Source organism: Thermomonas sp. (assembly GCF_041919455.1).
GTDB lineage: Bacteria > Pseudomonadota > Gammaproteobacteria > Xanthomonadales > Xanthomonadaceae > Thermomonas.
In genome coordinates this window covers 1-9,881 of record NZ_JAYRTQ010000039.1, presented here as the reverse complement: position 1 = coordinate 9,881, position 9,881 = coordinate 1, and the positions used below count along the sequence as shown (strand labels likewise).

Genomic DNA, 9,881 nt, shown 5'->3' with positions numbered 1-9,881 from the left:
GGGCTTGATCTGGTGATGGAGTGCGGGCGCCCTTGCTCCTACCCGTGCTTGCGAGCACTCCGGCCTGTCGGCGTCCCGCACTCCGCTCTCACTTCACACACTAGGGCAAATCCAAGACACAAGCGGCTTTAGCCGCGAGCCCGCACGCCAATCGCGGCTAAAGCCGCTCCTACATTGGATGTCCTGGCAAGCCTGAGTTTAGAGCCTTCGCTCAAACAAGCGCTTAAAATTCTGTAATCCGAGGAAAGTTCGCCGAACTGGACAGCATCGCCGGCCTGCGCGACACTGCGTGCCCGTTCGGACATGCTTTGTCGATGGCGCAGCTGCTGGTCCTGCATGGCCCCAACCTCGACCTGCTCGGCACCCGCGAGCCGGAGGTCTATGGGCGCACGACCCTGGCCGACATCGATGCCGACCTGGCAAGCCGCGCCAACGCGGCCGGACACACATTGGACTCCCTGCAATCGAACGCCGAACACGTGCTGATCGAGCGCATCCATGCCGCCCGCCTGGACGGCACCGCCTTCATCCTGTTCAACCCGGCCGCCTTCACCCATACCTCGGTCGCCCTGCGCGACGCGCTGGCCGCGGTGGCCATCCCCTTCATCGAGATCCACCTGTCGAACCCGCATACCCGCGAGCCCTTCCGCCAGCACAGCTATTTCAGCGACAAGGCGGTCGGCGTGGTCTGCGGGTTCGGTGCCGATTCCTATCGCTACGCCCTCGATGCCGCGCTTGCGCGGCTCGCGGCCTGACCCAAGAGGACCGTTCCATGGACCTGCGCAAGATCAAGAAGCTGATCGACCTGCTGGAAGAATCCAACCTGGCCGAGATCGAAATCAAGGAAGGCGAGGAATCCGTGCGCCTGGCGCGCGTGCCCAAGGGTGGCTACATGCAGGCCACCGCGCCGATGGTGCAGCACGTCGCCGCGCCTGCGCCCGCCGCACCCGCACCCGCACCGGTCATGCCGATGCATTCGCCGTCGGAGGCCGCCACCGGTGGCTCGCACAAGCCGCATGCGGATCTCCCGCCCGGCCACGTGGTGCGCGCGCCGATGGTCGGCACCTTCTACGCCAGCCCGTCCCCGGACAAGCCGTCGTTCGTCAGCGTGGGCCAGGCGGTCAAGGCCGGCGAGACCCTGGGCATCATCGAGGCGATGAAGATGTTCAATCCGATCGAGGCCGACGTCTCCGGCACCGTGCTGGCGATCAAGTGCGAGAGCGGGCAGCCGGTCGAGTTCGACCAGCCGCTGTTCGTGATCGGGTGATCGGTCATGCTCGATAAGGTCGTCATCGCCAACCGCGGCGAGATCGCGCTGCGCATCCTGCGCGCCTGCCATGCGCTGGGCATCCGCACGGTCGCCGTGCATTCCACCGTGGACCGCAACCTCAAGCACGTGGCGATGGCGGACGAGTCGGTCTGCGTCGGCCCGGCGCCGTCCAGCGAGAGCTACCTCAACATGGCCTCGATCATCGCCGCCGCCGAGGTCACCGATGCGCAGGCGATCCATCCCGGCTACGGCTTCCTGTCGGAGAACGCGGACTTCGCGGAACGCGTCGAGCAGTCCGGCTTCGTCTTCATCGGGCCGAAAGCGGACACGATCCGCCTGATGGGCGACAAGGTCGAGGCGATCCGCGCAATGAAGGCCGCGGGCGTACCCTGCGTGCCCGGCAGCGGCGGCCCGCTGGGCGACGATACCTCGACCAATATCCGCATCGCCGCGGAGATCGGCTATCCGGTGATCGTGAAAGCCGCCGGCGGTGGCGGCGGGCGCGGCATGCGCGTGGTGCATACCGAGGCCGCGTTGGCCAACGCGATCAGCACCACCAAGCAGGAAGCCAAGGCCGCGTTCGGCAACGACATGGTCTACATGGAGAAATTCCTGGAGAACCCGCGGCATGTGGAGATCCAGGTGCTCGCCGACGGACAGGGCAACGCCATCCACCTGGGCGAGCGCGACTGCTCGATGCAGCGCCGCCACCAGAAGGTGGTCGAGGAAGCGCCCGCGCCCGGCATCACCGAGGCAGCGCGCGCCGAGATCGGCAAGGTCTGCGTGGACGCCTGCCTGCGCATCGGCTATCGCGGCGCCGGCACCTTCGAATTCCTGTACGAAGCCGGCCGCTTCTATTTCATCGAGATGAACACCCGCATCCAAGTGGAGCATCCGGTCACCGAACTGGTCACCGGCATCGATCTGGTCCGCGAACAACTGTTGATCGCGTCCGGCCACAAGCTGTCGATCAAGCAGAGCGATGTCGTGTTGAAGGGCCATGCGATCGAGTGCCGCATCAATGCGGAAGACCCCGACACCTTCATGCCCTCGCCGGGCCTGGTCAGCCATTTCCACTCGCCGGGTGGCCCCGGCGTGCGCGTCGATTCGCACATCTACGAGGGCTACCGCGTCCCGCCGAACTACGACTCGATGATCGGCAAGCTGATCGTCCACGGTGCCGACCGTGCGCAGGCGATCGCGCGCATGCGGGTAGCGCTGAGCGAGATGGTGGTGGACGGCATCAAGACCAATGTGCCGCTGCAGCAACGCATCCTTGCGGATGGCGGTTTCGCGCAGGGCGGGCAGAACATCCATTACCTGGAAAAGCGCCTGGCCGAGCGCAAGGAAAAGGCGTTGTCGATCCTCTGATCTCGGCGGCATGACCGCTTCCGGGCCGATTTTCCGCTTTACAGTGGGTATCGACCCGTCGTCCGGAGCCGCCATGCAACGCCGCCACGCCCTGTACCTCGCCTTCGCCGCCACGCTCGTCGCCCTGCCCGCGTCGAGCCAGCAGAACAAGAACCCGCCGACCAACCTCTACATCGACGTGCTCACCCACAACATGGCCGGGATGCCGGGCATGGGTGGGATGATGGGGGGGCTGGGCGGTTTCATGGCGCGCCGCATGGGCGGTGCCGACACCGGCAAGCCGACGTATCCGACCACGCGCGCCGGCGGCATGACCGGGCAGTACCTGGACATTGCCCTGCACAACAGCCTGAAGCCGGGCATCGAGGCGGCCGACCAGATCCCGGGCGGACTGAAGCTCGGCAAGTCGCTGACCCTGATCCCGATCGACCCGACCAAGCCGACCCAAGGCAGCACGCCGCCCGGCAGGATCCCGGACGTGACCGTCAAGATCACCGAGTACTGGGGCTGCGGTGCCAGCGTGCGCAAGGGCCAGCCGAAGGTCGCCTCCTTCACGATCAAGGGCGGCAACAAGAGCATCGACCCCAACAACCCGATGGGCAGCATGCAGGGCGTCGATTTCCAGCAGAGCGGCAGCCTGTCGAAGACCATCCCGGTGCAGGATCGCGACATCGATCTCAAGCCGGGCTGGGTGTACTGGCCGAATCGCAAGCACGGCAAGCAAGTACCCAACGGCGCGCGCCTGGCCGGCGACCACCGGATCACCGGCGACGGCATCCCCGCGTCCATGCAGTTCCAGGTCCAGGAGACCGCGGATTTCATGCCCAAGCTCGCGTTGCGCACGCAGGGCGAGATGACCGACGCGATCGGCCTGAGCTGGCCCACGGTCGAGCGCGCCCGCGGCTACCACATCACCGGCATGCACATGCAGGTGCTGGGCGAAAACTCCTACGCGATGACGCTCTGGAGCAGCGCGGAAGTCCCCGGCGCCGGCCAGGACCTGCATACCAACCTGAGCGCCGGCCAGCTCGACAAATGGCTGAAGCAGAAGGTCCTGCTGGCCTCGACCGCGACCAGTTGCACCATTCCCAAGGGCATCTTCGCGGGCACCTCCAACGTGGAGGGCCAGCAGGCCACCATGCCCGGCATGCTCAGCATGACCGCCTACGGCCCCGAGAGCTGGATCACCTACCCGCCCAAGCCGGCGGATCCCAAGCTGCCGTGGAACCCGGAATGGAGCGTGCGCCTGCGTGCCCGTTCCAGCGCCAGCGCGATCCTCGGCCTGGACTTCGGCGGCATGCAGCAGATGGAGAGCGAAGAAGGCGAAGGCCAGCAAGAGTCGCAACAGAAAAAGCCGGGCATGAAGGGCCTGCTGAAAGGCATCCTGGGCGGCTGATCGGTGCCGGACTTGTCGCCGTGCGTTCGCGCGGCGACCATGGCGACGGGCCACCGGGCAAGCCGCCATGCCGCAGACCACAGCACGCGACGCAGTGCAGGACGGGCCACCGGCCTCCGCGCGCTCCAGCGCGAAGCGCGCGCTGGATGCCGCGGTCGTCAACATCGAACTGACCCTCATCAGCATCATCCAGGGCCTGGCCCTGGGCGTGCTGGCGGCCGCCAGCGTCGAGCCGCTGGTGCAACTGCAATGGCAGGCGTGGCCCTACGTGCTGACCGGCCTGCTGGTGGTGCTGATCTTCTGGTCGCGCGCGCTGGTGCACACGCTGTCCTTCATCGGCTGGCCACTCGAGTTCGGCCACACCTTCGTCTACTTCGGTGCCACCCTGCTGGAGGCGGTAGCGCTCAGCCAGGTCGCCCACCCGGAGCGCTGGTTCGCGCTCAACACGCTGTATGCGCTGGCGGTGTGGGGGCTGTATGCCTACGACACGCGGGTGGTGCGCGCGCATGCCGCCGACTTCGGCACCGCGGACGAACAAGCCCTGCTGGCCGACATCCTGCACGACCAGCGGGTCAACATCGTCTTCATGATGCCGGCCGCAGTGGCGTTCCAGGGCCTGGCCTGGTGGCTCGTGCATGCCTATCCCCGGGCCTTCATCGACGATGGCTGGCACCTGCTGCTGATCGGGCTGACCCTGCTCTTCAGCCTCAACTACCTGGTCGGCGGGGTGCGCATCCTGCGCCGCCGGCAGGCCTGGATCGTGGCCCGGCACGCACAGGAACTGCACGAGGCCTGAGCGCGCGGCCATTCCCGCCGCGGCCGCGATGGCCAATACTTGCCGCCATGCCCTACCTGCAACTGACCCTGCCCTGCAGCGAAACCGACCAGCCCCGCTACGAGCGCACGCTCGAGGACGTCGGCGCGCTCGCGGTGAGCCTGCAGGATGCACACCTGGACGATGCCGACGAGCAGGCGATCTTCGAACCGGGCGTGGGCGAGATCCCGCTGTGGGACGAGATGACGATCACCGCCCTGTTCCCGGCCGAGACCGACGGGCTGGTGCTGCTGGCAGCGATGGAAGCCTTCGATCCCGGGCTGGACTGGTCGAAGGTGCGCTTCGAGACAGTGGAGGACCAGGACTGGGAACGCGCCTGGATGGACCAGTTCCAGCCGATGCAGTTCGGCGCGCGCACCTGGATCGTGCCGTGGAACCATGACGTGCCCGCCGAGGCGACGGCCGATGCCGCGATCATCCGCCTGGATCCCGGCCTGGCCTTCGGTTCCGGCACCCATCCGACCACTGCGCTGTGCCTGCGCTGGCTCGATGCACTTGCGGCGGATGGCGGGTTGCAGGGACGCGATGTGCTCGACTTCGGCTGCGGCAGCGGCATCCTGGCGCTGGCCGCGATGAAACTCGGCGCCGCGCGTGCGACCGGCGTCGACAACGACCCGCAGGCGATCATCGCCACCGCCGACAACGCCGAACGCAACGGCGTCCGCATCGACACCTTCATGCCCGCGGACGAACCCGCCGCGGCGTATCCGGTGGTCGTGGCCAACATCCTCGCCTCGGCACTGGATGCATTGGCGGAAACGCTCGCCGCGCGCACTGCGCCTTCCGGACGCATCGCGATGTCGGGGATCCTGGCCGGACAGGAAGACGACTTGCTGCTGCGATTCGCGCCGTGGTTCGACGCGCTGCGCGTGGAACGCGACGAGGACTGGATGCGCATCGATGGCGTGCGCAACACGCACCCGGTGGGCGCATGAGCCGCACCCCGAGCTTCGCCCTCAACGATGCGCCCGTGGCCGTGCGTCGCCGCGGCGAATGGTGGTTGCTGGCGTTACTGACGCTTGGATTGGCAGGGCAACTGTTCTTCGGCGAACGCGCCACGCTGGCCGCGATTGCACAACTGCGACCGGTGGTCGAGACGGCATGCGATGCGATCGGATGCAGCCTCCCACCGTGGCGCGAACCGACCGCGTTCACGATGCTCGCGCGCGACGTCATCGCGGTGCCCGAGCGCCCCGGCGTGCTGCGCGTACAGGCCAGCTTCCGCAACGACGCGCGCTGGGCGCAGCCATGGCCGGCGCTGATCCTCACCTTGTCCGATGCGGACAATCGCACCTTGGGCACGCGCCGCTTCCTGCCGCACGACTACCTCGGCGATGCGCCATCGTCGACGCTGCTGGCACCTGGCCAGGCCTCGCAACTGGCGTTCGACATCATCGAACCGGCGCCGAACGTGGTCGCCTTCGACTTCCGGTTCGATTGATCGCGCCCGCCTGAACGGCGGCGCGGTTTCGCTGCATCGCGGATTTTTTCGCGATGAATGCGCCAACGCACTCACACTGCGTCGTGCATCGCGCTAGACTCCCTCCCCCGCATCGAAAGCGAACCGATGCGGTCGCACCGAGGGGCCCCCGTTTGAACGTGACCGCCGACCGCCAGGACGTCAGCCGCGCGCCGTTGCGCGACCATGTCGCCACGTCCGTGCGCCGCTACCTGCGCGACCTCGACGGCTGCGACACCGACGACCTCTACAACATCGCCCTGCGCGAGCTGGAGATCCCGCTGTTCGCGGAAGTGCTGCGCCACTGCGATGGCAACCAGAGCCGCGCCGCCGGCATGCTCGGCATCCATCGCGCCACCCTGCGCAAGAAGCTCAAGGACTACGGGCTGTCGTCGTGATCACCTTGCCGGCGTGACGACGCGCTTATAATCCGCGCTCCCCACCGCGCGACCCCCGCATGACCGCCAACCTCTCCGAAGGTCCGTCCGTGGCCATTCGCCGCGCCCTGCTGTCCGTGTCGGACAAGACCGGCCTGCTCGATCTTGCCAACGCGCTCGCCGCACGCGGCGTGGAACTGCTCTCCACCGGCGGCACCGCGAAAGCCCTGCGCGACGCCGGCCTGGCGGTGACGGACGTCAGCGACCACACCGGCTTCCCGGAAATGATGGACGGGCGGGTCAAGACCCTGCACCCCAAGGTGCACGGCGGCCTGCTGGGCCGTGCCGGCGTCGACGATGCGGTGATGGCCGAGCACGGCATCGACGCGATCGACTTGCTGGTGCTGAACCTGTATCCGTTCGCGAAGGTGTCGATGGATCCGTCCAGCAGCTTCGAGGACGTGATCGAGAACATCGACATCGGCGGCCCGGCGATGCTGCGCAGCGCAGCGAAGAACTTCGCACGCGTCGCGGTGGCGACCGATCCGGCGCAGTACGCCGGCATCGTCGACGAATTGAATGCAAACGATGGAACGCTGTCGGCGAAGACACGCTTCGCGCTCGCGGTCTCTGCGTTCAACAACGTCGCCTTCTACGATGCCTGCATCAGCAACTTCCTGTCCGCCAAGCAAGACGACGGCACGCACGCGCAGTTCCCCGCGCAGGCCAACGGCAATTTCGTCAAGGTGATGGACCTGCGCTACGGCGAGAACCCGCACCAGCAGGCGGCGTTCTACCGCGACCTGTGGCCGGCACCCGGTTCGCTGGCCACCTTCACCCAGCTGCAGGGCAAGGAACTCAGCTACAACAACATCGCCGACAGCGACGCCGCGTGGGAATGCGTGCGCCAGTTCGACGTGCCGGCCTGCGTGATCGTCAAGCACGCCAATCCCTGCGGCGTGGCGGTGGGCGCAGCCTGCGGCGACGCCTACGAGCTCGCCTACGCCACCGACCCGACCAGCGCGTTCGGCGGCATCCTCGCGTTCAACACGAAGCTTGATGCCGCGACCTGCAGGGCGATCCTGGACCGCCAGTTCGTCGAGGTGCTGATCGCGCCCGACTACGACGACGAGGCGTTGGCGTACGCGAAGAAGAAGGCCAATGTGCGCGTGTTGCGCATCCCGATGGCGAAGGCCTCGCCCGGCTTCATCGACACCAAGCGGGTCGGCTCGGGCATGCTGATGCAGACCGCCGACGATCGCGTCATCACCCGCGACGACCTGAAGGTGGTGACCAGGCTCGCGCCGACCGAGGCGCAGTTCGGCGACCTGCTGTTCGCCTGGAAGGTGGCGAAGTTCGTGAAGTCGAATGCGATCGTGTACGCGAAGGACAGCCGCACCATCGGCGTCGGCGCCGGGCAGATGAGCCGGGTGTATTCCGCGCGCATCGCCGGGATCAAGGCGCACGATGCCAACCTGCAGGTCGAGGGCTCGGTGATGGCCAGCGATGCGTTCTTCCCGTTCCGCGACGGCATCGACGCCGCGGCGGAGGCCGGGATCAAGGCGGTGATCCAGCCCGGCGGTTCCATGCGCGATGCCGAGGTGATCGCCGCGGCGGACGAACACGGCATCGCGATGGTGTTCACCGGCGTGCGCCACTTCCGGCACTGAGTCCATGTCGCTCGAACGGCTGCCCGAGCACATCGCGCGCCTGGAGGCCGATGCCGCGCGCTATGCCGATGCGGCGCCGTTCCCGCACATCGTCATCGACGATTTCCTCGATGCCGGCACGCTCGCGCAGGCGATGGCGGAGTTCCCCGCCCCCGAACAGATCACCGACTGGCGCCGCGCGGACGCGGTCGACGCGCAAGGCCGCACCGCCCAGGCCAGAAAACTCGGCTACAGCAACGAAGGCGCATTCGGCCCGACCCTGCGCGGACTGGTGCATGCCTTCAACTCGGGACCGTTCCTGCGCTGGCTGGAAGGACTGACCGGGATCGCCGGCCTTCTGCCGGATCCGCACATGACCGGCGGCGGCCTGCACCAATACCTGCCCGGCGCGGAACTGCGCGTGCATGCCGACTTCAACAAGCTGCCGGGCACCGGCCTGGATCGTCGGTTGAACCTGCTGCTCTACCTCAATCCGACCTGGGACGACGACTGGGGCGGCGCGCTGGAACTGTGGGACCGCGGCATGCAGGCCTGCGTGCAACGCATCGCGCCGATCGCCAATCGCTGCGTGGTGTTCTCCACCACCCGCGACTCGTACCACGGCATGCCGGATGCGCTGCGCTGCCCGGACGGCGTGACCCGCCGCTCGCTGGCGCTCTACTACTACTCCAACGGCCGTCCGGAGCACGAACGCGGCCCCGACCATTCCACGCTCTGGCAGACGCGCCCGGGCGAAGCATGAGCGCAAGGAACACATCGCAATGAAGGTTCTCGTCATCGGTGCCGGCGGCCGCGAACACGCGCTTGCGTGGAAGCTCGCGCAGTCGCCGCGCGTGTCGGAAGTGATCGTCGCGCCGGGCAACGCCGGTACTGCCACCGAAGCGCGCTGCCGGAATGCGGACGTGAAAGTCATCGACATCGACGGCCTGCTCGCGCTGGTCGAACGCGAAGGCATCGCGCTGACCGTGGTCGGCCCGGAAGTGCCGCTGGTCGCGGGCGTGGTCGATCGCTTCCGCGCCGCCGGTCATCGCATCTTCGGGCCGACCGCCGCCGCCGCGCAGCTGGAAGGCAGCAAGGCCTACGCGAAGGCGTTCCTGCAGCGCCACGGCATCCCGACCGCGTTCTACGAAGTGCATACCGAGGTCGATGCCGCGCTCGCCTACATTCGCGAGAAAGGCGCGCCCATCGTCATCAAGGCCGACGGCCTGGCCGCCGGCAAGGGCGTGATCGTGGCGATGACGCTGGAGGAGGCCGAAGCCGCGGTGCGCGACATGCTGTCCGGCAACGCCTTCGGCGATGCCGGCGCGCGCGTGGTCATCGAGGAATTCCTCGATGGCGAGGAGGCCAGCTTCATCTCGATGGTGGACGGCCACACGGCACTGCCGATGGCGACCTCGCAAGACCACAAGCGGGTGGGCGACGGCGACACCGGCCCGAACACCGGCGGCATGGGCGCCTACTCGCCGGCACCGGTGGTCACGCCGGAGGTGCATGCGCGGGTGA

General features: G+C 67.6%; 11 protein-coding genes. All 11 read left to right on the top strand.

All coding sequences use genetic code 11. From position 1 onward, the window contains the following. The first annotated feature begins 314 nt into the window (after positions 1-314). Entirely contained in the window at positions 315-755 is a 441-nt protein-coding gene (aroQ, locus tag ACE3T8_RS14785) for a type II 3-dehydroquinate dehydratase (RefSeq protein ID WP_374610216.1), read from the top strand. A gap of 17 nt (positions 756-772) precedes the next feature. After that, entirely contained in the window at positions 773-1,267 is a 495-nt protein-coding gene (gene accB, locus ACE3T8_RS14780) for an acetyl-CoA carboxylase biotin carboxyl carrier protein (protein ID WP_374610214.1), read from the top strand. Between the two features lie 6 nt (positions 1,268-1,273). Continuing rightward, positions 1,274-2,641, top strand: a complete 1,368-nt coding sequence (gene accC / locus ACE3T8_RS14775; protein WP_374610212.1) for an acetyl-CoA carboxylase biotin carboxylase subunit — start codon at positions 1,274-1,276, stop codon at positions 2,639-2,641. A 73-nt stretch (positions 2,642-2,714) separates the two neighbouring features. Then, positions 2,715-4,037 carry a hypothetical protein gene (locus ACE3T8_RS14770; protein ID WP_374610211.1) on the top strand — a complete coding sequence of 441 codons (1,323 nt, stop codon included), beginning with the start codon at positions 2,715-2,717 and terminating at the stop codon, positions 4,035-4,037. Between the two features lie 67 nt (positions 4,038-4,104). Next, complete coding sequence (locus tag ACE3T8_RS14765) at positions 4,105-4,833, top strand: hypothetical protein (protein ID WP_374610209.1); 729 nt, start codon at positions 4,105-4,107, stop codon at positions 4,831-4,833. 47 nt (positions 4,834-4,880) lie between these two features. Next, positions 4,881-5,807, top strand: coding sequence for a 50S ribosomal protein L11 methyltransferase (prmA, locus tag ACE3T8_RS14760; RefSeq protein WP_374610207.1), 927 nt, complete (start codon positions 4,881-4,883; stop codon positions 5,805-5,807). Further along, the gene (locus tag ACE3T8_RS14755; protein WP_374610205.1) at positions 5,804-6,313 is read left to right on the top strand and encodes a DUF3426 domain-containing protein; all 510 of its coding nucleotides are present in this window, start codon (positions 5,804-5,806) and stop codon (positions 6,311-6,313) included. Before prmA ends, ACE3T8_RS14755 begins: the two co-directional genes overlap by 4 nt. Positions 6,314-6,465: 152 nt before the next feature. Next, positions 6,466-6,729 carry a DNA-binding transcriptional regulator Fis gene (gene fis, locus ACE3T8_RS14750; RefSeq protein ID WP_374610203.1) on the top strand — a complete coding sequence of 88 codons (264 nt, stop codon included), beginning with the start codon at positions 6,466-6,468 and terminating at the stop codon, positions 6,727-6,729. A 59-nt stretch (positions 6,730-6,788) separates the two neighbouring features. Beyond that, positions 6,789-8,378, top strand: a complete 1,590-nt coding sequence (purH, locus tag ACE3T8_RS14745; RefSeq protein WP_374610202.1) for a bifunctional phosphoribosylaminoimidazolecarboxamide formyltransferase/IMP cyclohydrolase — start codon at positions 6,789-6,791, stop codon at positions 8,376-8,378. 4 nt (positions 8,379-8,382) lie between these two features. After that, positions 8,383-9,120: a 2OG-Fe(II) oxygenase gene (locus tag ACE3T8_RS14740; protein ID WP_374610200.1), complete on the top strand. Its 738-nt coding sequence runs from the start codon at positions 8,383-8,385 to the stop codon at positions 9,118-9,120. A gap of 19 nt (positions 9,121-9,139) precedes the next feature. After that, on the top strand, positions 9,140-9,881 hold a 742-nt coding region (gene purD / locus ACE3T8_RS14735), incomplete at its 3' end, for a phosphoribosylamine--glycine ligase (RefSeq protein WP_374610198.1).

Bases quoted from the DNA above. Each gene is read 5' to 3' on its own strand.
- aroQ (WP_374610216.1), top strand. From the start codon at position 315: ATGGCGCAGCTGCTGGTCCTGCATGGCCCCAACCTCGACCTGCTCGGC.
- accB (WP_374610214.1), top strand. From the start codon at position 773: ATGGACCTGCGCAAGATCAAGAAGCTGATCGACCTGCTGGAAGAATCC.
- accC (WP_374610212.1), top strand. From the start codon at position 1,274: ATGCTCGATAAGGTCGTCATCGCCAACCGCGGCGAGATCGCGCTGCGC.
- ACE3T8_RS14770 (WP_374610211.1), top strand. From the start codon at position 2,715: ATGCAACGCCGCCACGCCCTGTACCTCGCCTTCGCCGCCACGCTCGTC.
- ACE3T8_RS14765 (WP_374610209.1), top strand. From the start codon at position 4,105: ATGCCGCAGACCACAGCACGCGACGCAGTGCAGGACGGGCCACCGGCC.
- prmA (WP_374610207.1), top strand. From the start codon at position 4,881: ATGCCCTACCTGCAACTGACCCTGCCCTGCAGCGAAACCGACCAGCCC.
- ACE3T8_RS14755 (WP_374610205.1), top strand. From the start codon at position 5,804: ATGAGCCGCACCCCGAGCTTCGCCCTCAACGATGCGCCCGTGGCCGTG.
- purH (WP_374610202.1), top strand. From the start codon at position 6,789: ATGACCGCCAACCTCTCCGAAGGTCCGTCCGTGGCCATTCGCCGCGCC.
- ACE3T8_RS14740 (WP_374610200.1), top strand. From the start codon at position 8,383: ATGTCGCTCGAACGGCTGCCCGAGCACATCGCGCGCCTGGAGGCCGAT.